The following is a 23082-nucleotide window of genomic DNA, read 5'->3' as shown; positions in this document are numbered from 1 at the left end:
ATTGCGCAATGCTCCAACACAGCTTCGCTGGCTCGGCCGATATACTGCTGCGGGCATTATTCGAAGAGTCAATTCCTGATTAGGCAGGGCCATTAACGCCCCTTACCCAACTATTTGTAGCCATCAAACCTTCAATATCAGAATTTTCTTTATCACTCGTTTGGGTATCACCGTCTTCGGCTAGACTCACATAGTGATAAACAGGTTCGTCGAAACTTTCATTCTCACACAGCCGTGCATTTAAATTATACCTTAATTGAGCGATATTTTTTTCTACGTACGCAAGGCGCTCACTCATTTTATCCGTTCTGGGTAACCGTATTACATCCGGTCTAATTTTTACAGCACTCTCCTTCAGCAGTTCAAATTCATATCCTTCTTTTTTGATAAAACTGACCATCTGTTTTAAGTTAAATTGATAAAGAAAATTATCCTCTTGGTGGCTGTAATCTGTAAACGTAACGTTATTAAGAACTCTCTTCGCAAGATAAGATAAAAGCTCATACATTTGTTTAATTGAAGGTTTATAGTGCCCGCTATCATTATCAATGCTCTTTAAACTTCCATTCTCAAAAACCATGTATCCCGAACCCCTTACCCTTTTGCCATTAGCTAGAAACGAATGATGTAACCTTGGATTGGCTGGCAATCCAATGATTTGCTTATCCTTATTAACTATAAAAATATATCGGCCATCAAGTAACTCGCCTTTCTTATTAACAAATTTTCCTTCCTGGTTAATTGTTATGATGCAATTCGATTGCTTTACAGGTGAAAAATAATATTGTTTTAAGGCGTTAATTTGATTTTGAAAATAAGATTGATCCTTTAAATCGGTGTTATCCACTTCTTGCCAAAAACTTGAAATTATTCGCTCTGCTTTTTTCTCGTCTTTATAGTCTTTATCGAGCTTTATTAACCTTTTAATGCCTTTAGATGATTTCACTAATTACTTCGCCTGATACCCTACTTTAGGGCACACTATATCTGGGCATCATTAAGGAAAAATTAAGAATTTCGGAGAGGAGTCGGCTCAGTAACCAGTACCATGGGGTCAATTCTATGGTTGCGCTACGGTTAGCCGGACAAGTGGCCCTATCAACTACAATTCAATACAGTTTATGGACTGGGCAAATTATGATCATGCAACTCTTTGACGGGATAGTTCATGTCCTGGCCTCTAGTTACGCCTGTGCTAATCATTTTTGTAGGTTATAATGTGCTATTCATAATGATAGCGATAAACTCAATATGCCAAAGCAATTTGAAAGAATAATTGAACTTTTTGGTTCTGAAAATTTTGATTTAAAAAATTTGAAAAAACAGTATAAAAAAGCGGTTTTAAGGTATCACCCTGATAAGGACGGTGAGAAAGAATTGTTTCAAGAATTAAATGATTATTATTTACTTCTTCTTCCGTTAATTAGAGATGGGGATTTGTCAAAAGAAGAAATTACTGATATTCGTGAGGTATTATCAAACTCTTCTGAAACTGTGAGAAAAAAGATATCCAAGCAAATCAGAGCTATTAAGCCGGATTTTTTTTCAGTTCGGATTGATTTAGTAGACATTGGTGTTGCAGCAGCTATTTCCGCACCAATTGGAGCTCTAGCCAATGGTACTAGCGGAATTATAGGAAAATATAGCCTTTCTTTTTTTAGCCCTGCCATGGCAAGCACAGCGGGTACTTTCGCCACATTCGCCGGGATAGGTGCCCTGGCCTATTTCTTGAGCGCTTTTCCTCAGGTTATAACGCAGGATTTCATTGAGGATAGTTCTTTTTTAGAAGAAAACCCAAGAATTAGATCTTTTTTGAAAGATACATCAAGTTTTTTAATCGAATTAAGCTCGTTAACCGTAGCAGCAGCCATGCTGGGAACTCCAATTGCAACAACCCTTATATGCTCAATGGTCATCCCCACTGCGGTTTACGTATTCAACACCCTGAAAAATACTATCAATTTCGTTGAAGATATGCCCCAGGAAAAAAGGCTGGCTTTAACTTATTAGTTGCGGGGCAACAGGCCATCGACCGGACAGGGCAACTTATTTGGGAATTGGATTTCCAGTGCAATGGGATCAGGGCTTGGACTTTGATCATGGATACAACCTTCAAGCCCTGACCTCACCGAAGAAAACCGGCTAATGGATAATCACTAGGTGAGTAAAACACCACTTTGTGAACCACCTACACCAAAAAGACCACCGGAAATAGTACCAGGGGTGGAAGGTAAGGTTGGTAAAAAAATGGTCCATGTTACGCCGTTATTGACGCTATAATACGTTAAAGGAAATGTTGTAGCGCCAATATTATAAGATCCTACGGCAGAGCAGGTATTATTAATGCATGAAGTACTGTATAACGCTGTATCTGTGGCGTTAAGAGGAATATCTGTTTCGGGTGGAAATAAGGCTTGAGACCAGGTCACCCCCCGATCGGCACTCGTATAATAAACCGAGTGTCTGTTAGAGGCATTATCGATATAATATCCTACTGCAACACAATTATTTCCTACACAACTGATCGAATTAAGTATTGCCCCCTGATTTCCCACGGGAAGAGCTGCTATAGACAGTATATGTGCAGCAGACCAGCTAACACCTCCATCTGAGCTTAGATAAGTGAATGGAATGGAGTTAGCAGGATCATCAAATTGCCCTATAGTCGTACAATTATTTCCAGAGCAACTTATCCCAAGTATTTTAGGATTGCTATTACCAACAGGCAAGCTTGCTACAGAGGGAATAATTGGTGCAGACCAACTCACCCCATTATCAGTGCTGCGATAAACTAAAGGCTGGCGTTGATTTGCTAACGTATTGTAGAAACCAGCAGCGGTGCAATTAGTGCCAGTACAGCTTACAGTACCCAAAAAGTGGTTTGGTAACGCTGGCAAACCGGCTGTTGAAGGAGTATAGGGTTGTGACCAGGTAACACCGTTATCAGAGCTGGAATAAGTAAGTGGCTTATGAGAACCTCCTGGCTCTTCATAGAAGCCCACAGCAGAGCATTTACTGCCAGAGCAACTAATAGCTGGCGTATAGGTTTGACTACCTGGCGCAGCAGGAGGAAGACCATTTACTGAAAGAAAATAAGGATCACTCCAGGTAACGCCGCTATCTGAACTTGAAGAAGAAACCGGAAGTTGGGCTCCAGAACCATCCACATAAAAACCAACTGCTGAACAAAACGTTCCATTACACCCTACACCAAAATAGAAAGCCACTCCCAGAAGACCCGTAGTAGGAGGCACTGAGGCAGTCCAAGTCGCTCCGTTGTCACTACTTGTATAAGCGAGAGGAAGACTATCCGCGCCAACTTGATATCCCCCTACAGCCGTAGAAAGCCTGGTGGGACTTTGGCCATTACTCGCTTCACTCACATTTAATGAATTGGCAGGTGCTGGGCCCGCACAGGTTTTTCCTCCAGGAAAGCAAACAAATAAATGATGCGCAGGATCAGGATCATTAGCATTTACCACACCCGATATAGTTAACTTTAAGGTGCAACTTTGATTAGCCGCATAATGTGGCCCTAAAGTAAACTGTCTCGTACACACTGTGGGATCGGTCGGATCAAGCACTTGAGTCACATTCGGAGGAAACCATTTCACAAAATTATTAGCACGAGTTGTTAACGTATTATTCGTCACAATATAGGCTGCATCAACACTTCCTCCCCGGCTAACAGATGTAGGTAAATTCCCTTGAGGAATAATAGTGAAAGGTAGGGCATAGCTCGTCATCGACACCAAAAATCCTGCCAAGCCAATAGAATAAAAACAAGCGTTGTATTTCATTACTCATCCTTTGAGTTAGTTATTTTATCAAATGAAACAGAGATTTCGTTATTTCAGGACCTAGCCTATCTCTAAATAGGCCTGCCATCATTAAATAAATTTCTTCAATTTAATGACTAACCAAACTTCCATCTTCCTTCAAATAGAAGACGTTTTCTTTAAAATAAAATTTCCAGATTTGTTTAAATTACCACGGTTATTTGTCCCAGTATTTCATTAGTATATAAATGAGACTGTGATAAATTATTTAATGTCGGAATTTGATTAATTGAAGCATTTCCAAGTTTAACTCTGCCAAAATCCGCAAACCGATAACCAACACCTACTCGAACATGATTAGCCACCTCGTAGTCAACACCCAGACCTACTTTGTAAGAAAAAGAAGTATTTGTCTCATTGGTGAATTGATTACTAAAGGTAGTAAATGGAGGAACAATATTGACATTGTAATTTCTGGCTGAATTCAACCCTACCCCGATACCTGCTGAAACATAGGGATAAAAAGACATTGAGCGATAGAGCCAGTTATATAATAATTTACTTTCAAATAATACCTGGCGCACCTGTATATCATACGCATAAGAAAATGAATCAGCTGATAGTGCATCCGCCCCCTGCGTCACTATTCCATGCGCATGAAACTTCATTGGTTGATAATAACTCACATTAGTTTGCAAAAACCATTTGGGATTTAATAGGAATTCTATTCCCAAAGAAGCACCATAGATAAATTTACTTTGCGTGGAATGATCTGCAGCGTAACTAAAAAATTGATCCTCAATAGGATCTCTAATAGGAATAAATTGTGAACGACCTATCTTGTCACTAAACGCTGCTCCAGCAGAAAAAGCGATAAGCGGCTTCCAGACCCTGCTTTCCGTTTTTTCCACTTGATCTTTCCATACAGTCTGTTTTTTTACTGTTGATGCAGCCACAGCAGCAGTACTGCATTGGACTACAATTGAAGTTAATCCGAAAGCCAAGAGAAGTCCATATTTACTATTTATCAATTTCTTCATCCCTTAAATAACTCATAAAGTAGTTAATAGTTTTCCATATTGACATGGATAACAGAAATTAAAAAGTACCAGAAATTGCATAATAATCACATAGGTTATGTGGAAGAACTGCAGATAAGTGGACAAGATAAGTTGAAAATATTATCTATCCTCAACCAAATTTCATTTATTTTACCCCAAGCATTATTTGGCGAATAAAATTTATTGCTTTTATTTCAATTCCTTATGATTCCAGATCCAGCTTTTTAAAGCGATTTAAAGGTATGAATAGCCTAAACCCTGCTCGCATTTGCTCTCAATTGTCACCTGATAAGTCTCTAATTTCGAAAGATTTTTGCTGCAAGTCGCGCTATTCCCTTTGCCCAGTTTTAGGAAAAGAAATTTAGAAAACCAAAATAATATTTTATTCTCGCATGGACAGATACCCTTTATAAATTAATCAAGTATAATTCAACCTGATTTTTTGCAAGGGAGCATGCCATACCTTACTATACAACTATACATTAAGTTTTAACTACAAAAATAAGAGGTAGCCGATGAAGAAAACGCAAATGAAACGATTTATTAATGCACTTTCTGAATACCAGGCAAAGTACCTGGAAAAATACGAGAGTCTAACCGCATACCTCAGCAAAAAACTTCCCGAAATTTCTGGCCTGGACGATTTAGATAGTCTGCAAAAACGAGTTAAAAAAGAACAGATAGCACTCGAGGCCATGTATAAAGAAATGGCTGAAACCTACAATACATTAAAGCAAGCCAAGTACACCCCAAAGGGCAAGGAAAGTTTTGAAAAATTTAATAAGGGTTTTGTTGGGACCTTCCAGGTCGCACCGCCAGATTGCAAGCCTCTATTTGATCAAATAGGCACCAAGAGGAAACAAATCAAGGCCGAACAAAATCCCGCTGAGCTCCTTAAAAAGTTAATCAGCCGATTCAAGGCAAATAACTTAGACCTTCAAGCGTTTAATGACTTTCTTATGAATCCCGCAGTGAAAAGCAAAATCAGAACAAACCCTATTTTTGCAGCCAAAGTCGGAAATTTAAATAAGCAAATTATCATACGTTACGCGCAAACCATCGCAAGGATTGATCAAGAATTGTTTTTAAACATTCGAGCGTCGGAATTATTTTCTCCCTGGGCTTTCAAGAGTTCTCCCAGCATTATGGCCAATACTGCCCAGTACAATAATTTGGCTGATTATGTGGGAAGGCTTATTTTGGATGCCAATTCAATTGAAGAAAGAGCCATTATCATAGAGCGCTGGATTTGGGTCGCTCATTATCTATTTGACGAGCTCAAAGATTACTCCGGTTGCCATGCTATTTTATCCGTTTTTTCACGCAGCGAAATTGGCCGTTTAAAGAAAACGTTTGCCAGTTTATCACCGGAATGTCAGGACGCCCTGGACAAAATGTCTAACGAGTTACTTGTCAGTCAGGCCTTAAAACCAATATTCAATGCCCAACAAGCAGTCATTCCTGCCATGCCTCTAATACAGCGCGATGTCACGTTCCTGGAAGATGGTAATAAAACCGTATCTGATTTAAAAAGCAAAGATGAGAAGCGCGAAGAAATGACCAGGAGGACAGGCGGCGGACGGAAAATAATGCACATTTTCAAGCGATTGCAAGATGATCGCAGCACTTTCCGCCTATCAGAAGAAATTGACGCGCCACTTAATGACTTGTTAAGAGAAAGGTTGAAAACGCCCGTTGCCCCTTATGATTCCGACGACGGTTATGAAAGAAGTCAATTGTTAGAGCCTGTCAATAACGAATTAAAACCGGCAAAACCCGTTAAATTTGGCAAAGTGCTTAATAGTGCAAGCGCCACTAATCAACCCAACATGCGTCAGCAACTACTGCAAGATACCATTAAAGCCCTTACTGACTCCGTGCTCAATAATGTTTCAGGTTTTCTAAAGGATAGAAATCAGGAAGCGTTTGAAATGGACGAGAATTATGTCATTGATTGGGAAAAGGAGAACCGCGAGCTTGAAAAATTAGAGCGAGAAAAAGAGGCATTGGTTGATACATTGAAAGGGTTTTCGAACAACGAAAAAAATACCTCCTTGTTAAAGCGTGCCAATGTGCTGATTGAAAAACTTGAAGCCCTGGATTTCAAGCACATTAAAATGCAGCATTTGGAAAGCAAGCTTTATGCAAGACTATATAAACTCAAAGTTGAATTTGCTTGTGCAGCAAGATTCAATGACAAGAATGGTGATCCTGAGCAAATTAGCCTCATCATGGCGGAACTGGAAAAAATTAGTCAATTGTCAGATGGCTGTCAATTTTCTGCTAATTTTTTAAAGTTTTTAAATGCGTTTAATGAGGAAGTAAGGGTGTTTAAGGACTTATCAAATCCTTCACAAGAGGAAGAACTTACCCATACTGAGTTAGAGAACCCAGGCTCTCGTACTACTCGATTTTTGCGCTGCCGTTACTCATTACTGTATGCGCCAGTAATGAAAGAAAAAAGCAGCGTAGACGAAGGCCCAACTCTGCAAACGGCCATTCTTGCTTGATGCAGTATCGGTCGGGTCCTGTGCCCGACCTTATCACCCAACCTATTTTGTTACTCCCAAGCCCGGAACACCGTATCACATCGGTAATTTTATCGTTATATATACTTCACATTTGGAAGGTTGCTGCATGCTTTTCAAAACGATGGGGACAGGACTTTGGTTTTGATGGTTAATACAAAATTCAAGCCCTCCCTACATTATCAATCCATTACATATTGGCCATTGCCATTACAAAATTAGGGATATTCGGCGAGCCCACTCCTACGCCATCATTCCAAAATTGATTTTCTGGCTCAAGTGTTAGAGACGAATCCCAACCAAAGGTCACATTACCGATTGTAAATGACGAAGCGGGAGCGGGCGTATTATCTATTAATGTTGAAGGGGGTTGGGTGGCTCCATTAATCATTATGCTCGGTGGAATAATAAGATTAATTGCCCTATTGGCTAATAAAAGATTATTTTGCTGATATAAGTAAGGTGCTGCCTGGCCAATTGGTGTGGCCTTATTGAGAAGGCTGCGTGCCTGATTCACTAATACCAGCGTTGCCGAGAATAAGGGACAAGCCAGACTGGTACCGCCATCTTGTACTTGTGTCCCATTAGCAATAATCAATAAGCCTGTACGAGGATCACCTAGCATGGCAACATCTGGCAAAGCACGGCGGTTACCAAAATTATTTATAATGCCATAACCTCCTGCGGTAAAACTGCTAATCGAACTTTGCCAGGGAACTGGCCCATAAAATTGACTAATTCCGCCACCTGTTCCTCCAGTGTATGATAATACCCCACCGACTGATTCCACAGTTCCCCAAACGGTTTCAAACGCATAATTGTAATTATTGTCGACAAACAAGGCTGTTGCGCCAACTGCTGTAACATAGGCTGAACTTGACGGATAATTGACAGTTACTAAAGGCGGCGAGCCATTGCATTTTCCTGCGTTGGTATAGGTATTATCACCACAGTCACCTGAAGAAAAGTTAATACTAATTCCCGCAGCGGCAGCAAGCTGTAAACTTGATTCAAGTGCCGCATCAAAGCTTTCAGGGCTGCTCCAACTATTCGATATCACATACGCATTGGTAAAACCGGCAATAGTATAATTATTCTGTATTAACGTATTAATGACATCCATTAACGTAGTTCGCTGGTCAGTACCTAAAACCAAAACGGTATTATCTCCTGAGGCGATGGTATGTGACGCTTCAATATCGAGAACAATCTCTCTACTGAAAGATGATGCATTTGGACAATTTGTAAAGGGACTTCCATCAGGGTTCACGATTGCAAAATTTTTTGCAGGACCTGAAATAATAAAAGGGGCGATGCCATTCATCTTAAAATACTGATTCGCATCACTTAAGATTTGTGCGGGCCCATTGGTACCACATTTATCGACAATGACTAAGGTTTGTCCCAAGCCATTTAAACGTACTCCATTAATTTTAGGAATATTACTTAAGTTATACGTTTTTCGTAGATTGGCACCAGAAAATCCCTGTAAGGAAATAGTAGTAGGGAGTGCGGTAGGGATGAAATTATTCTCGAGGAAATTTAAATCATGAGTTGTACTTTGAGTTTCCGCTTTAGCATGACCGATGTTTTCCTGAAATTCGGGTATGGTATTTAGTCCTGTAATTTCAGCCACATATTGAGCAATCTCAGGCATTAGTCTCGGGGTACCTGCATTGGCGTGAAAAACTTTATTTTTATAGCGATAGTAGTTCATTTGCACATGCAAGGCCTGTTCAATTTGTGCCGCAGAACCAGTGACACGAATACTGTGATTCACTATGTTGGCCTGCATCCCATGATTCAGAAAAAAATGAGATACCTTTTCTTCTGCTTCTTGGTCGGGTGCAAATTTTTCTTCAAAAAGAGCGCGCGTTAAAAACTGCTGGTAACGTGGACTCTTAGGATCATAAACATCCTGAACCAATTGATCCAGGTCTTGTTTGTTACGTAATTTTAACCAGACATTAAATGAGAATTGAGTGTCTGCTGCGGCCTCCTTAATTAAGCGGGCTTGATTAAGTAACTGTGCCCCAGGGTTAGGTAAACTGACTAAAGTCGTTGTTTGAGCCGCAAAGGAAGTCATAACAATAAACCCCAATGGCAACAAAAATTTAAGTTTTGTCATGAAAGAGTTCCCTGGATTAACTTATAAAAAATAAGCTGGAGATAGGGCTATAGGTAATAAATCCCAGCTCATCGCCTGTGGTTAATGAGAATATATAGCCATCTTGCGTGCCAGCATAAATTGCACTGGCATCTGCATTGACAAATAAGGTGTACGTTATTTGCGATAATAAATTCCATGTAGGGTTGGTATTCGTCAAACTATTACTGGTGTAGGTGTATTCAAAATCAACCGTTCCGGCTGGTAAGGTACTGTTGGATGAAATTTTGCGAATATTGACATACAGCTGGTTATTGACCGCAAAAATATTTTGGATGGGGACAGCCAAGTTGGATTCAGGCCCTATAATTTGAATCCAATTAGTACCGTTATCGGTAGAATAATAAGCATTACCGTCATTACTTCCTGCATAGAGCGTATTTGCAGGTGTAATAAAAAGGCTATTGACTGCGCCAGCCCCCGGATTTGTTGTTGCATTCCAGGTTATTCCATCAATAGAATAATAAACATGCCCGTCTTGGGTTCCGGTATAAATAGTTAAGACATTGCCGATGGACGTAATAAAAACACTGTTTACCTCTGTTCCACCTGGAACGGCTGCAGTTGCATTCCACGTAACGCCATTATTAGTTGAGTAGTAGACTTTACCATCTGCACTACCTGCATAAAGTGTAGTCGGTGTTGCAAAGACACTATTCACTGAAAATCCAGGTGAAGGCGTTGTTGTCGTATTCCAATTTAAGCCATTATTTATTGAAAAATAAACTTCTCCACCTGCTGTGCCAACAAAGATTGTGCCGCTTCGGGTAAAGGTAGCTTCTACGGTATGATTGGTATCAATCTGCGCCAGGGTAAAAGTACTTCCTCCCTTTTGAGCTATACCACCATCTACCAACCATTGATCAACCTGATATCCGGAGTTTGGCCTGGCAGTAAACGTTAAGCTACTTCCAGCGAGTACTGTCTGCGGATTATCAGGATTAATTGCCCCATTTACACCTGCTATAGGCGTAATTAGATATCGTGCAATAGGGATAAAGATAATATTCAAGATATTGGGAAAACTTGGTTGATAGCACTCAAATGTACCTCCCTGCTCACAAACAACAGGTCCGCCGTGTATATCGCCTGTCAAAAGATTGCCATTAATTGATAAGCTCAGTGTACAAGATTTTTGATACGCTAAAGTAAATACACTCGAACAATTATCCCCTGAGGTAATTTGAGTTACCCCTCGAATGGGTTGCATCGCCAAAGTATGTGTTTTGTGTGATTTGTTGGTGACGGTATATACGACATTTGCCTTACCCATAGGAGTAAGATAGAGACTGGTCGGGTAATTGGGATCAGGTATAACAGTCCATAATGGGATACCTGTATAAGCATTGTTTAAAAAAAACAAAATAACTAATGCAATGGTTATTTTAACGAGTTTTCGCATTGATAAAATCCATTTCCCCGGTATTATTTCGGGCTGCGTTGCAAAAATAAAGATTAGGCTATAATGCTCATCTTTTATAGGGCAGTAAATATCTAAAATCCAATCGATTTCAAATGCCGTCACCTTTATGGAGTTCTCATTTTGCTATATGTGCGGTGGTATTGTAAACGGCATAAGTTATCATGATTTAGAGTACTATGAGGGTCAAGGTGTGAATTTTGATGGTTAAATACAAAAATCAAACCTTGACCATGATGCTGTGATGGTCGGAATTTGCTGTTGCCCATTTAAAATAATTCATGCGACTAACGGTTAAGTTTCTCATTAAGTATACGACGAATCTCCTCAGCGGGATCGGGCAAATCATCGTTGTTTCTCGGTGGATTGAATGCATCTTTTAAACCACCTCCAGAAATATTTTTTAAATCCTCATTTTTAACGATTTTCTTATTTTTAGAGGGTTTTCTTGGAGACTCTTTCATGATTTTGTCCTATAGCAAAGAAGGTACTTTTTAATAATAGATCAATTTTTCTTCAGTTGAAAAAATAATAATCAGAAAAATCCATCTTCTCATTTAATATGAAACGCATAATGCGCTCACGTTTCTATATTTTTTAACTTTTAGAGAAGTATACTCAATGGAATTTCGTGCTTGAGAATTTAGGAATTTAGGAGTTTCTATAATGAATCAATATTCAGGTGAATGTTTATGTGGCTCTTGTCGGTACGTCATTACCGGAGAGAAACCAACCGCGATGTTTTTATGTCACTGTAGTCGATGTAGAAAAGAAACTGGTACCATCCATGGGGCCAATGTTTTCTTTAGCAATGCTCTATTAGCATGGGAAAGGGGTCAGAATAATATTACTTATTTCGCGTTGAAGGGAACAAGAAAGCAACGTGCATTTTGCACTATTTGTGGAAGCCCACTTCCTCGACAGGAAGAGAACTCTCATGTGGTTTTACCTGCAGGAACACTGGATAGCGATAGTTCCCTGGAGCCAACAGCCCATATTTATTTTGCCAGTCGTTCCGCTTGGGAAGATGGGTTAGCTGATTTAAAACGATTTGATGAATTACCAAATACCGATCATTAACACTGGTTATAATTTTAATGGTCGTTAACTATCCAGTTCATTGGCCGCTTATTTTGATTTTTTGCTTTTGAAAAACGCAGGGAATTGCGCGCTGTGGTTGTTTGTATAGGCACTCTTTTTTCATTACACTAGGCCGGATTGAATGAATAGGTCGCCAGATTTTAATCAATATGTTATTTTTCAAAGCTCATTTGGTATTTAGGAATAAACATGAGAATAGCCATTAAAACTATGCACTGTTTTGTCATTACAGGATTGCTACTCAGTTTAACCGCCTGTATGAAAACAAAGCATCAAGCACATGAACCAGCTTCTTATAAAGTTAGGGGTAAAGTATATACACCTCTTAGATCTGCAAAAGGGTATAAAGCACGAGGACTCGCTACGTTTTATGGTAAACGCTTCCATCATCGTAAGACATCTAATGGAGAGCGATACAATATGTATTCTATGACAGCAGCACATCCTACGCTTCCATTTAATACCCGACTACGAGTCAGGAATCTAAAAAATGGACGAACAGTCGTAGTTCGTATTAATGATCGCGGCCCCTTTTACAGTACGCGACTTATAGATCTTTCTTATGCTGCTGCTAGTCGCCTGGGAATCACAAGTTCGTCTATGGTAGAAATACAAGCTCTAAGTTAGAAATATCAATTTGATCATTTTTCCAAGCACACAGCAATTGCATGGAATGTTTTTTATTAACTGCGAGACTACGAGGTTTTTGACTAGCCTCTTCTGCTCATCAGTAAATTTTTCTGATCTACCGCCTTGCCGACCCCGAGCAGCCTCAAGACCAGCAAGAGATCGTTCTTTTAATTGTCTTTAGAACAGTCGCTTGACCTTAGCCAGCACATAGGGGATAGAGCACCAACCAACAACGCCCTCTATGATCAATACCAGTCCTAATGCAATATAAAAATACTTTCCCATTCCAAACAGTGCCGCAATACACAGTGCTAAACCAATTATTGCCCGGTTTATGCGATCTGTTTTATCTATATTACATATAAATCTCATCTTACTTCCCCAGTTAGCTAATCAATGGTTTAAGACTTTCTATGGCCGCCCTGACTGAGTTTGGCATAACGAAAAATTTTTTTCATGGACACATTTCCACTTAAGTCCCGGGCTAAGTGAATACCCTGTTTATCAGTGACTTTCTGCAAGCTTGAGTATTTCTTATTATTCGATAATATGAAACCTCTTTAGGGATGTAGAAAGAGCACATTTGATGAGCCACTCCATTCAAACTGGCGAAGCGACATTGAATTTTTATAGCAGAATATTGAGCGAAGATTCCAACCCTGCCCCAGTTTTACATCAATTAGAAAATCAAAATTCCGGCCTTGACCCATTCATAGGATATCAGGATCTCATATAAACGAGCATTATAATGAATAGTATTAATTACATCGTTGATAACAGTCCTAACGCTAGGGATAACTCCCTTTTAAGAGAGAAAATACTGGAATTTAATTCCAGAATCCTCAATGAACAGGCTAGCCAATTTAGTATTTTAGCTAAAAACAAACAAGGGGATATGATAGGAGGTGCCACTGTATGGGAGCACAGTGATGCGTTGTATATTGATATCTTATGGGTAGATGAAAAATATCGTAAAAACCGTATAGGTTCTCATTTAATTAACAAGGTTATCGAGCAAGCCTTGAGCAAAAATATTCTGAAAATATTTGTTGATACCTATGAATTTCAAGCAGAGGACTTTTATATTAAGCAGGGATTCCTTGTCATAGGACGTCTGGACAATTATTTATTAGGCCATGATAGAATTTATCTTAGAAAAGATCTAAAGCCAGCCCTCTAATGGGCATACAAAGAATGCCATTAAGATCAAGTTTTCTGCCAAATAGGCCAGATCAAAGAATAAGTTACACTTCCCCATGAGCGTTTTTCCAGTTTAGCCCATTTGGGTTGAGTGGTGGTGGTTAAATACAAGATTCAAGCCAAGCCCCTGTTGTATATAGAGTTTTCCCTCAAACTACTTCCCTCGATGAAGATAAATCTGGCCTGGTCGCATGCGTTATGCCAAGCCAAGAATGTGAAAGACACCTATATGTACTAAAATTATACAGTACCAACTGAAAATTGTCTTTGATCTGCCGTGCGGAGTTTGCTATGAATAGAAAATTACTCAAGTCAAAAAAACCTCTCAAACAAGGTAAAAAACTATCCACTGAGGAATTAAATAAAGTGGCCGGAGGGAATTGTTCAACAACTAATCCAAACCCTCCACCCTATTGTTTAAGGCCAGCAGATACAACTAAAAAAACATAAAAAATTCGTTGTACAAGCATGTGTCATAGGGGGCAGGGCTTAAATTTTGATTGTTGAATATACGATTCAAGCCCTGCCCCCATTTGTGCGAGCGCCAAATTTAAACCACCTTTTGCAGTAGGCCAGACCCTTGTTTAAGGTAATGCTAATCTTTCACGCGTCCCCCATAACTTAATCAAACGGCAGGAGCGCTCACAGTAACCTCTTCGTTAGCGACTCTAGGCGTTTTAGGCATACTGAAACGCTGTGCCTGTTCCATGGCCTTTACAATGTATTGCGTGACCAGCTCGTCTAGGCGCTCTTTATAGCGCTCAAACTCCTGTGTTGTTTTAGGTAGGGGTTCGCGCTTAATAGCAACTTGTGCCTGTTGGTAATAAGGATTAGCAACACCTCCCTGCTCATTGATATGCCAAAATATATCGTCTGGCAACTTAATACACGCTTTCTTTATTGCTTGTCCCGCTTCATTTTTTTCCACAAGTTTAGACATAAACAGGTTATTATCATGAAAGAAACGATAAAGACGATTGGTTTGGGGTGTGGACAGAAGCCTGGCTAATTGCCGCTCCTGAAAGTGAGTAACCTCATCAAATAAACGTTTGGAGATAACTTTGCTTCTTAATTCTTGAGGTAGTAAGTGAGTTATTCGCGCTATCTCTGTCTCATCATCGCTCGCGATGATAATTAGGGCCAAGCTGTTGCATCGAAGAAATGCAATATCACCAATGCTTTTGACGCTAGCTGGAAGTGTTAGCGTTTTTAAATTGACACACCCGGAAAATGCCGCACTACCAATGGCCGTAACCCCAGCAGGAAGTGTTATCGCTTCCAAACTCCTACATTCCCCAAATGCTGTAGCACTAATTGCGGTGACCCCAACAGGAAGGGTTATCGTTTTTAAGTGGATACACTCGAGAAATGCTGCAGCATGAATAGCAGTGATTCCAGCAGGAAGGCTTAGAGTTTTCAGGTTGACAAACCTATAAAATGCCGCACTACCAATGGCTGTAATGCTGGCAGGAATTTGACAAGAACCATCGACAATATCACTCTCACTAACTCTAATAAGAGTTTGGCCGTCACGACTTAATTGCATGCTTTCTCCACTTATGACTAAAATTTCAATTGCCTACTGCATAGGATTACGTATTTAAATTTTGTTAACAAAATTGCTCCAAAAGGTGTAACCTTAGTTAGGTGGCAAAAAACAGAAATTAAAACACCAAATAGATCATAAAAAACTCATATTATTTCATAATTAAACATTTTGATCAATAAAACCAATGACACTGGGCTTTAATGCTACTCCTGCCAGAAGCTGGAGAGCAGTCGGTGAAATAACTCAAAACGGGATCCCTTAAGAGAGTCTATGGGGGCAGGGCCTCGGCGGGAGGTAAAAATAGTCCTCCTGCTGGAATTATTCGGATTGTTGTAGCTCCCCGTGATATGCAATGATGGTGGAATCCCACTGACATCTTTTTTTTTTCAAAATTTGACGGGATAAGTCAGGGTCAGTGCTTGAGTTTTGAGCGTTGAATACAAGATTCAAGCCTGCCCCATTTATCTTCCAGTTGTTAATAAAATTTTTGTCCCATTTTCTGTCGCTACCCGAAAGTGCAACTATAATGTTTTATATGGATATTTTGCATTTATTTGTCGAGACAATATGATTCCTCCAGACATACCCGAAAATGAAGCCGGGCGCTTGGCTACGCTCTATAAATTAAAAATACTTGATACTGAGCAAGAGGAACGCTTCGATAGAATAACACGTATTGCATGCAAGCTTTTTGAAGTTCCCATTTCTGTTATCTCATTTCTAGAAGCAGAGCGCCAATGGATGAAATCTACCCAAGGGTTTGACATAAAAGAAGCCGAGAGAAAGACGTCATTCTGTGGCCATGTGATTCTTTCGGATGAAATCATGGTAGTTGAAGATGCAACCAAAGATAAGCGATTTCATGACAATCCTTTTGTCCTGGGAAAACCCCATTTCAGATTTTATTTAGGCTGTCCTTTAAAAATCAAAGGATACAATGTAGGTGTGATTTGCTTAATTGATAATAAGCCCAGAGCAAGAAATGAAATCGACCATAATGTGATTTACGATCTTGCTCAAATGGTTGAAATGGATTTGGAGCAATTGCAAGTCTCTATCACTGATGAATTAACCGGATTATCTAACCGTAGGGGATTTTTAAAGCTGGCGTCCTATTTGTTTCAAAAGTGCCAACGTGGAAATCAGCTTTTCACGTTATTATTTTTTGATTTAGATCAATTTAAGTCCATCAATGATCAATTCGGCCATGCAGAAGGTGACATGGTATTAAAAATTTTCGCAAACTGCCTTCTCCAAAATTTTCGCTATAATGATGTAATTGCACGTTTAGGCGGTGACGAGTTTTGTGTATTTTGTTCCGGACTAAACCAAAAAGATGTCTCTGGTATTATTCAACGCTTAAAAGATTCATTAAAATCTGCAAAAACAAAAGATTATACAATCCAATTCAGTGTGGGTGTTATCCAATATGATCCAAAACAGCATCGAACACTTGGAGATATGATGGCTCTTGCTGACTCTGAAATGTATGTTTCTAAAAGAGGAAATAGTAGCCTTTGAGAATCCTTATAGATACTCAAGTGCTCCTCTTGGCGACGTTTTGGCTGTTGGCGTTTAGCGGTCAATCGAAGACGTTGTTAGGTTTTAAAAATTCCAAGCCTACTTTCTATCGTAATTTATCCTCATCATTAATTGGAAAGCAACATGATCCCAACTTTTAAAACTGAGCGCTTGATTCTTCGTGAAGTTACTGAGGCTGATTTAGCAAACTATGAAAAATATTTCATCGATTATGAGGTCATAAGATATTTAACTGCCTCTGTGCCATGGCCATACCCTGCTGAAGGTGTTCGGGATTATTTAAACCAAGAAATCGTTCCTTATTTAGGTAAAGAAAGATGGCTATGGGGTCTATTTCTCCAAAAATCCCCTGGCGAATTGATAGGTGCTATTGAACTGAGGCGTATAGCTAATCCAGATAACCGTGGATTTGGTTAGGCAAGAAATATTGGGGGCTAGGTATTATGACAGAAGCTTTAATTCCTATTACAAACTACGCATTTGACGTTCTAGGGTTTGAAAAAATGATTTTCACCAATGCCGTCGGTAATAACCGATCTCATCGAATTAAAGATAAAATGGGCGCTCGACTGCTATATACCGAACCAGCTAAATTTGTAGATCCTGGATTTAAAGAGCATGAAGTATGGGAGCTGTCGAAAGAAGCTTGGCAGCGTAGATTCATTTATCCTGGATGAAAAACAATGGCCAATTTATAATCTTAATGGTTGTATGATTTTCTGAGTGCCTTCTTTCATGTATTATTGTTACTTTATTTTATAAAAAACATATAAATTGACATTTGAGTAAATTAAAAATGCAAAGTAAGCATGAGTCCCCTGCCAGCCGGCCTAATCCTGTTCAACCTGAATACTTGTCAGATAGTATTCCTCTCAGCGAAGAGTTTATAAACCTGCAAATTAAATTGTATTCTGTGTTGGGAAGTATCAAAAGAACGGGTAACCCCGCTTTTATCAATACATGTCTTGACGAATGCCGTCAAATATTGGCTCCTGAAAATAACCCGATTCCTGCGTCTTACGCGCCCACGCCTGCTGCTTACGTATTTGCACCACGCTCAGATCAGCAAAACTCCAACAAACGTAAAGAGCCTTCTGATAGTTCGACTGCCACGACTACCAGTACCCCTGCCCATTCAAAAAGACGTGCTAAAAGAATAAAGACGGACAATAAGCCTCTTGCAGATTCAGAGAAAAGCAAGGAAAAGGCAACTGATGCAGATTCTGCGCCAACGGTTTGTGCAGAAAGTAGTGAAAAAACCAAGGGAAAAACTAAGAAGGTCGCGACAGTAAGAAAAATCATTTCACCTGACTTAATTGAATTTATTGAGTTGAAGAAGGCGAATAGCGCAGAAATGGAAGAGCAACAAAAGATCATATTGGCAAAAAATGCGAGATACTACAGCCGCCTTTCCATGGAGCATGTGTCGTCTATAGGTAAAAGAGCCGATACCCATAAAGAAATTAAACGGGGCTTTCCAGAAGAACTGAAACGAAAGTTCACCTACTCTCACCATATTACTTATCCATTTACGGTTAAAAAAATGGCGGATAGCTTACCTAGAAGCGAACTCTACAAAGATCCTGTTAAAAGGCGCAATTATATCGAGTCGCAAGTCATGCCAGTGGCTAAAACAAATCCGGCACTTGCAGTACAAAATTTAATGTACTTATATCAACACCACCTATTGTGTAACATCTATTTGCGAATGCATACAGGAAGTCAATTAGGGGATGTTATTTTACAAAGTTTGTCTCTCCAGGGATTTAATTTTGATAAAAATACTACAAAATCATTAAAATCAGCCTTTAACTCAAGTTACGATCAACTCGCCAGAAAAACGGTATTTGAAAAGCTTCGCATTATGCCTCAGGTGAACGTTAGCAGTGAGAGCGATGATTCTTTGAAAGGTTTGGAAGGTACTGATATTGCTTTAGTCACCTTAATTGAAAATAAAGAAAAACCGATAAAGCCCGGTGAAACTATTAATAGCCCATTCCCTAACTCACTCAAAATTGATAAAGACACTAACTTCTATGACGAAAAAGGAACATTAGTTGGTATTTATCGTCGAGGCATTATCCCCCCCGAATTAATAAGCAATAAACTTAGGAATGATCTTTCCGATATCACTCAAACCACATTAAATAGAATTGGAGCGTCATCCAAGGTTGAAAAAAGCAATGTGAAACAAAAACGGTTCATCCGATCAGCGCCTTTTGGAATTGTAGGCGCAAGTTTGGCACGAGTAAGGCCCACGCTATTTTCTGAATTCAGGCCTGATATCGAAACTGAGATGAAGCCGATTGTAGAAATTGCAGATTCACTGTACCAGCAATGGGCACCAAATCAGTACCAACAGCGTTGTGAAGATCTGGGATATGCCAAAGCATTTACCCTGAGTGGTTCACGCCATCTGTTGACCATGGAAGCTAATTTCGACAAGCAAACTACAACTCATACGGATAAAAACCAAAAACGAATAAAGGGGTTAAATCCATTATTTGTTATCTACCCATCTAACCCGGCTCAAGAGGGGCCAGCAACTAAATCCTATAAAGGCGGCTATACTTTCTTTCCAGGGGTTCTTGTTTGTACTAACAACAGTTCTAATTCTTGCCATGAAGGTTTTTATGTGGACTTGGAAGAAGGTGATGTATTTTTATTTGATTTTGATAAGTACATGCATTGTAATACCGATATTGAGGTTCCCGAAGAGGTAAAGCAATTGTGGCACCGCATCTCTTGCATTTTGTTTAGTAAAGACGTCAAACAAAAGATTAAACCCCCAGCTATTTTTGAACATTCCGATGATGAAGACAGTGCCTACTTTGAGGAAGAGGCTGATTCACGTATGACAGATGCATACGGCCAACTTCCAGGATATTTCGAGCCCTTCGACCAAAATAATATCCCGGAGGACTGGATGCAGGATTCTCAATGGGCAACGATGATTGGTGAGAAAGAACCCGATTTACCCACGGCAGAAGCAGGCTTTGCACCCCAGGAAGCAGCAGAGCAAGAAGCAGCAGAGCAGGATAAAGAAAATCAAGAGTCTATTCAGGTCAATCAGCCAGACCCTTTATCTGCCCAAGCTGAAAATAATGAGAAAATAGCAATTAAATATCTTAAGTCAATTGCCCCCCATCGAATACTGTTTTTCAAAAAAATGAGTTTATCTCAACCCACAAGCAAAGATTGCGTTGCAGATACATCTCCAAAAGTCAGTGGGGGCTAAGCGCTCAATAAACCTGTTAGTGACCCATAACTTTTGCTATTAATGCGTTTTTTATAAAAGAGGCATGGAACAAGGATGATAGGGGATCAATTAGCGGTTTTTGTTGAAAAGTCAAACAATAATTGTTGCGGCCCGCTTTTATAATTCACCGGCCCGCATTTATCTGTAAAAGTGGGATCAAGCGTAGCCTGGTTGCGTGCAACCAGGATTTCAATTTAATTCCCTATCCCTCATTCACCAAAATCACACCATGAGAACTCTCTACTCCAGTTTTTCGGTAACAAACCTTCACTGACATACCGATGGAAACTTGAGTAAGGCCAATCGATAACTTCTTTTACCAATCCGTGTTTCATGACATACTCAATTTGCTTGTAACCACCTTGCAGCCGCATCTGCGGTGTCCTCCGGTCTCGTATTGAAAGCAATCGCCGCAGTGGGCGCAGCCTTATGTACAAGGTTGATCACCTTTTCAAACATCACTAATCCTTTAGATGGTAGTCGCATGCCAGCACCAATGACCACGCAATCATAGTTTGTCGATGTAAGCTGGCTCTCTAATGTTGAGCAACCCCTTTCGTCGGGTGTGATCATACATTCATCCGCTTGCCATCCGCGTTCTTCCAATTTGTTAATCCCAATTGCAATCCCAATATGGATTTTCTCTGCATTGAGGCCTGGTGGTAAAGCGGGGTCGGAAAAATCCACTGTTTCCGGTTTCTGTCCGACAAATAATACACGTTTCATGTGATTCTCTCCTTGAGTGGAATGCTTTAATAAGATCTCACTTTCAGTATCCAACTAAAGTACCATAATTGTGTTAAGTTAATATCTTTTGTCGGAGTTGATTATTATGATGTACTCAGATTTCACTGTTAAATCGTCTTCTCTTTTAATATTAAAATAATTTATACGTTGACTTACCACTTCTTTTGGCCTGATTAAATATATTTATCAGACTTATCGAAGCTTGTGGAGGCGCGGATTCAACTCTTTAATGCAACCGCTCTTTTCTCATCATTTGTATGGGACAAAAATAACATCGTTGGTGTTTTAAAACCTAATGTTTTTCTCGGTCTAAAGTTGCACTATTCAGTTGAATCTAAAGTCTAATTACTCTCTCCTCTCAATAAGAAGATTCTTTCTCTAAAGAAGTTATTAATCGTTCAAAACATTGGGGTTGTATTGGCTTGAGGAGAATAGCGTTCATACCTACTTCAAGGCATTGTTCAATCTCAGGAAGTTGAACACGCTCAGAAATAGCAATTATGGGTGTTACTTTTAGCTGCATTTTTTGTGCTTCATTATTTCTTATAGCAATACAAGCATCAATTCCACTTAGTTTAGGCAACCCAATATCCATCAAAATATAATCATATTTTTTATTGTTAGCCATTTTCACTGCTGCTTGGCCATCTTCAGCAAAATCCACCTCGAATTGCCGTAGATGTAACATGAGATGAATGATTAAGCGCGTTTCAAGTTCATCCTCCACAAGTAAAATCTGTTTCATTGATTGTGACATTTTGCCCACCTTATCCCGTACATCAGAATTTTGAATAAATAAATTCCTAAGCCAGTTATTGACTGACTGTTGTTTTAATAGCTAACGATTAAGAGTGATGAATAAGATGGGGAGCTACTCTGTGTATAAGATGTAGTTATCCATGATCGGCAATGCTGGTCTAACGGAAGATATCTATAAATCATGCCCTCCTTGGCTATTTACTACTAACGTCCCTACTTCCAACATTCTTGAATTTAATTATTCATCAATAGTTCGAATTCTGTCTAAATTAACTACGCGCTTTGTTCGGTTTTTTAATTCCCTTTTTGGATCAGGAGCATTTAAAATTTTCTTTAATAGAGTAAGCATACATTTTCTCCTGGTTTTACAATTAAGTGGCGGAATGAATAATATGAGTAACAACACCTAAAATGACTAAACTCGTTTCATCATTAACAACAATGGGTAAATAATTGGGATTTTCTGCAACTAAATGAATCCTTCCTGGTAGGATTGCCAATCGCTTAACAGTCAGCTCACCGGCCACAGAAGCGATTACAATTTTACCGTGCGTGGGTTTTATATCTTTATTCACAACTAGCATGTCGCCATCTTGAATATTGGCATTGACCATGGAATCACCAGAGGCAGTCACTAAAAATGTACTCCCTGGTTGTTTGCTAAAATGAGTGTTTAAATCGATATAATCTTCTATATAATCATCGGCAGAAGTTGGTGAACCTGCTCGTACTGTGCTTGAAAACAAGGGCATCGCATAATTGGTAACGCCAGTTGCCAGAAAGGCTTTTACATCTTCTAACCGTGAGGCCGGTATCCGCAATGGATGCGTGCTCTCGCCGTAGGTGTTACTACCCTTTGGTCGTCCAGAGCCTTCTCGCTTACCGCCTCGTGGCATATTAATTTCCTTTTTGATAAGTGTTCATTTATCAAAATACTAATCAAAGCTGAGCTTAAAGTAAAGAGTAATTTTACTCTTACTGTTTTCAGTGATTTGCCAACATCTTTGATGGATATTCGATATCACTTGTCTATCCAGGAATTATATTTCGTGCAGTTATCATAAAACCTACATCAACCCATCGTTTTTATTTAAGCTTGGATGGCACAGCAAAAATATATGATATTAAAACTAAGAAGGTGTTTAATAGCTCGAATGAAATCTTTAAGAAGGCAAATGACTTGAACCTAAAGAGGGTGTTTCTGAAGTAAGCATCACAGCAAAACCATTTTTTGAAGCCAAAGGATTTAAAGGAGTTATGCTCGAATCTGGTGTATGTGAAAAATAAATTAGGTGGCGTATCCTGTTGATTGTTCGCCAAGAACATAATCAACAAAAGGA

At 39.4% G+C, this 23082-nt stretch carries 22 protein-coding genes; 10 read left to right on the top strand and 12 right to left on the bottom strand.

Annotated features, from left to right (window positions below; genetic code table 11):
* Nucleotides 1-79 precede the first annotated feature (79 nt).
* On the bottom strand, nt 80-946 hold the full coding sequence (locus tag Lfee_RS03405; RefSeq protein ID WP_058443890.1) for a hypothetical protein: 867 nt from the start codon (nt 944-946) through the stop codon (nt 80-82).
* A 305-nt stretch (nt 947-1251) separates the two neighbouring features.
* On the opposite strand from Lfee_RS03405, the gene Lfee_RS03400 reads away from it, so the two are divergent.
* Nucleotides 1252-2010 carry a J domain-containing protein gene (locus Lfee_RS03400; RefSeq protein WP_058443889.1) on the top strand — a complete coding sequence of 253 codons (759 nt, stop codon included), beginning with the start codon at nt 1252-1254 and terminating at the stop codon, nt 2008-2010.
* 146 nt (nt 2011-2156) lie between these two features.
* Here Lfee_RS03400 and Lfee_RS03395 read toward each other — a convergent pair whose 3' ends face one another.
* The gene (locus tag Lfee_RS03395) at nt 2157-3800 is read right to left on the bottom strand and encodes a sialidase family protein (RefSeq protein WP_058443888.1); all 1644 of its coding nucleotides are present in this window, start codon (nt 3798-3800) and stop codon (nt 2157-2159) included.
* A 182-nt stretch (nt 3801-3982) separates the two neighbouring features.
* Nucleotides 3983-4819, bottom strand: coding sequence for an outer membrane protein (locus tag Lfee_RS03390; RefSeq protein ID WP_058443887.1), 837 nt, complete (start codon nt 4817-4819; stop codon nt 3983-3985).
* A gap of 536 nt (nt 4820-5355) precedes the next feature.
* On the opposite strand from Lfee_RS03390, the gene Lfee_RS03385 reads away from it, so the two are divergent.
* Entirely contained in the window at nt 5356-7350 is a 1995-nt protein-coding gene (locus Lfee_RS03385; RefSeq protein ID WP_058443886.1) for a RasGEF domain-containing protein, read from the top strand.
* 208 nt (nt 7351-7558) lie between these two features.
* On the opposite strand, the gene Lfee_RS03380 is transcribed toward Lfee_RS03385, so the two are convergent.
* The 3 genes from Lfee_RS03380 to Lfee_RS16895 all read right to left on the bottom strand — a co-directional run bounded on the left by Lfee_RS03380 (nt 7559) and on the right by Lfee_RS16895 (nt 11419).
* Nucleotides 7559-9496 (bottom strand): S53 family peptidase, encoded by a 1938-nt coding sequence (locus tag Lfee_RS03380; RefSeq protein ID WP_058443885.1) that lies wholly within the window; start codon nt 9494-9496, stop codon nt 7559-7561.
* Between the two features lie 16 nt (nt 9497-9512).
* Nucleotides 9513-10937, bottom strand: coding sequence for an InlB B-repeat-containing protein (locus tag Lfee_RS03375; RefSeq protein ID WP_058443941.1), 1425 nt, complete (start codon nt 10935-10937; stop codon nt 9513-9515).
* A 305-nt stretch (nt 10938-11242) separates the two neighbouring features.
* Nucleotides 11243-11419, bottom strand: a complete 177-nt coding sequence (locus tag Lfee_RS16895) for a hypothetical protein (protein ID WP_156413356.1) — start codon at nt 11417-11419, stop codon at nt 11243-11245.
* Nucleotides 11420-11621: 202 nt separating this feature from the next.
* On the opposite strand from Lfee_RS16895, the gene Lfee_RS03370 reads away from it, so the two are divergent.
* Nucleotides 11622-12035 (top strand): GFA family protein, encoded by a 414-nt coding sequence (locus tag Lfee_RS03370; RefSeq protein ID WP_058443884.1) that lies wholly within the window; start codon nt 11622-11624, stop codon nt 12033-12035.
* Between the two features lie 210 nt (nt 12036-12245).
* Entirely contained in the window at nt 12246-12683 is a 438-nt protein-coding gene (locus Lfee_RS03365; protein ID WP_058443883.1) for a septal ring lytic transglycosylase RlpA family protein, read from the top strand.
* 180 nt (nt 12684-12863) lie between these two features.
* Here the strand turns inward: Lfee_RS03365 and Lfee_RS03360 are convergent, their stop codons facing one another.
* The gene (locus tag Lfee_RS03360) at nt 12864-13058 is read right to left on the bottom strand and encodes a YgaP family membrane protein (protein ID WP_058443882.1); all 195 of its coding nucleotides are present in this window, start codon (nt 13056-13058) and stop codon (nt 12864-12866) included.
* A gap of 376 nt (nt 13059-13434) precedes the next feature.
* On the opposite strand from Lfee_RS03360, the gene Lfee_RS03355 reads away from it, so the two are divergent.
* Together Lfee_RS03355 and Lfee_RS16890 are read left to right on the top strand one after the other, a co-directional pair.
* Nucleotides 13435-13866 carry a GNAT family N-acetyltransferase gene (locus Lfee_RS03355; RefSeq protein ID WP_058443881.1) on the top strand — a complete coding sequence of 144 codons (432 nt, stop codon included), beginning with the start codon at nt 13435-13437 and terminating at the stop codon, nt 13864-13866.
* A gap of 311 nt (nt 13867-14177) precedes the next feature.
* A complete protein-coding gene (locus Lfee_RS16890; RefSeq protein WP_156413355.1) occupies nt 14178-14336 on the top strand; it encodes a hypothetical protein in 159 nt (52 codons plus the stop codon).
* A 175-nt stretch (nt 14337-14511) separates the two neighbouring features.
* On the opposite strand, the gene Lfee_RS03350 is transcribed toward Lfee_RS16890, so the two are convergent.
* Nucleotides 14512-15432 carry a leucine-rich repeat domain-containing protein gene (locus Lfee_RS03350; RefSeq protein WP_058443880.1) on the bottom strand — a complete coding sequence of 307 codons (921 nt, stop codon included), beginning with the start codon at nt 15430-15432 and terminating at the stop codon, nt 14512-14514.
* 429 nt (nt 15433-15861) lie between these two features.
* Here Lfee_RS03350 and Lfee_RS03345 point away from each other — a divergent pair, with 429 nt between their 5' ends.
* The 4 genes from Lfee_RS03345 to Lfee_RS03330 all read left to right on the top strand — a co-directional run bounded on the left by Lfee_RS03345 (nt 15862) and on the right by Lfee_RS03330 (nt 20215).
* Complete coding sequence (locus Lfee_RS03345; protein WP_238584856.1) at nt 15862-16956, top strand: sensor domain-containing diguanylate cyclase; 1095 nt, start codon at nt 15862-15864, stop codon at nt 16954-16956.
* 144 nt (nt 16957-17100) lie between these two features.
* Nucleotides 17101-17394, top strand: a complete 294-nt coding sequence (locus Lfee_RS17765; RefSeq protein ID WP_058443878.1) for a GNAT family N-acetyltransferase — start codon at nt 17101-17103, stop codon at nt 17392-17394.
* A 26-nt stretch (nt 17395-17420) separates the two neighbouring features.
* Nucleotides 17421-17654, top strand: a complete 234-nt coding sequence (locus tag Lfee_RS17760; protein ID WP_058443877.1) for a GNAT family N-acetyltransferase — start codon at nt 17421-17423, stop codon at nt 17652-17654.
* A 119-nt stretch (nt 17655-17773) separates the two neighbouring features.
* Complete coding sequence (locus Lfee_RS03330; protein ID WP_058443876.1) at nt 17774-20215, top strand: hypothetical protein; 2442 nt, start codon at nt 17774-17776, stop codon at nt 20213-20215.
* 230 nt (nt 20216-20445) lie between these two features.
* Here the strand turns inward: Lfee_RS03330 and Lfee_RS17755 are convergent, their stop codons facing one another.
* The 4 genes from Lfee_RS17755 to Lfee_RS03315 form a co-directional block, all read right to left on the bottom strand.
* Nucleotides 20446-20571, bottom strand: coding sequence for a hypothetical protein (locus tag Lfee_RS17755; protein WP_256593745.1), 126 nt, complete (start codon nt 20569-20571; stop codon nt 20446-20448).
* A 7-nt stretch (nt 20572-20578) separates the two neighbouring features.
* Nucleotides 20579-20962 (bottom strand): hypothetical protein, encoded by a 384-nt coding sequence (locus Lfee_RS03325; RefSeq protein WP_058443875.1) that lies wholly within the window; start codon nt 20960-20962, stop codon nt 20579-20581.
* 379 nt (nt 20963-21341) lie between these two features.
* Nucleotides 21342-21740: a response regulator gene (locus tag Lfee_RS03320; RefSeq protein WP_058443874.1), complete on the bottom strand. Its 399-nt coding sequence runs from the start codon at nt 21738-21740 to the stop codon at nt 21342-21344.
* Between the two features lie 373 nt (nt 21741-22113).
* Entirely contained in the window at nt 22114-22638 is a 525-nt protein-coding gene (locus Lfee_RS03315) for a LexA family protein (protein WP_058443873.1), read from the bottom strand.
* Nucleotides 22639-23082: the final 444 nt, after the last annotated feature.

It is taken from the genome of Legionella feeleii (assembly GCF_001467625.1).
Lineage (GTDB): Bacteria > Pseudomonadota > Gammaproteobacteria > Legionellales > Legionellaceae > Tatlockia > Tatlockia feeleii.
The sequence above is the reverse complement of the archived record's forward strand: the minus strand, read 5'-3'. Positions and strand labels throughout refer to the sequence as shown.